The sequence below is a fragment of the Halorubrum sp. T3 genome (assembly GCF_000296615.1).
GTDB lineage: Archaea > Halobacteriota > Halobacteria > Halobacteriales > Haloferacaceae > Halorubrum > Halorubrum ruber.
Genome location: NZ_JH815331.1, coordinates 10,978 through 11,896, shown reverse-complemented (window position 1 = coordinate 11,896; position 919 = coordinate 10,978). Strand labels below are relative to the sequence as shown.

Annotated in this window: 1 protein-coding gene; it reads left to right on the top strand. The window is 71.4% G+C overall.

All coding sequences use genetic code 11. The features are described 5' to 3' along the window. Positions 1-919: hypothetical protein (locus B378_RS17200; RefSeq protein ID WP_202800999.1), on the top strand; the 919-nt coding region annotated here is incomplete at both ends.

The following is a 919-nucleotide window of genomic DNA, read 5'->3' as shown; positions in this document are numbered from 1 at the left end:
GCCGACCGGCGTGTTCGTCCCGAACCCCGAAGGCCAGCGAGAGAACGCACAGGCGGCGGGCAACGTGGCGGCGTCGGCCGCCGCGTCGGCGTCGGCGAGCCCCTTCGAATTTACCGGGCAACTGCTCGGCGGCGCCGTCGGCGGGGCTGTCGTCGGCGGCGCGGCGTCGCGGGCGCTCCGCGGCACGCCCGGCGTCGGCGCGGGAGCGCCGCGCCGCGGCCCGCTACTTGACAACCTCGACGTGCGTGGGTCGGGGACGCTCGATGAGTTCGTGTCTGACACGCGCGCGCAGACCGGGCGGTTCCGGCGCCGCGGCGGCGAGAGCGAGCGCGGGGGGCGTGACGACATGATTAGCGGCGAGGACATTGACGCGCCCGACGACAGAACCGCCGAGATCGCCCGCCAGCAGTACCAGCAGTCGAAGTTTGAAGTTGAACAGCGATTCGGCGAGGAAGTGCGCGACCGCGTGCCCGAGCGCCCGACGCGAGACGGGCCGGGAGAAACCAACGACATAGGCAGCGGGATCGCCGGCGAAGGAAACCCGGGGACCTTCGGCATTCCTGGTGAGTCGCTCGGCGAGCGGACGCGCCGAATCACCCAGCAAAAGGAGCGCTACGGGAATGTTCCGGGCGCAGACCTGCGAGACGTGACCGACTTCGAGAGCGGGGCGGGCGCGACCTCACGGTTCTCGTCGACGGGCGCTGGCGCGGGTGGCGTCGGGAGCGTGAGTCAGACCACGGACCCGACAGGGATCGCGCCTGATCCGACCGTCACAGGCGGCCCAACCGTCGGTCCGGTCAACGATCCCACCTCGATCGCGTCGACGACCGCGGTGACAGGCACCCAAGAGGTCGATCCGGCGTCGGACCCGACCGGGATCGACCCCAGCAACGATCTGCGCGACCAGTTCGGTGGCCCG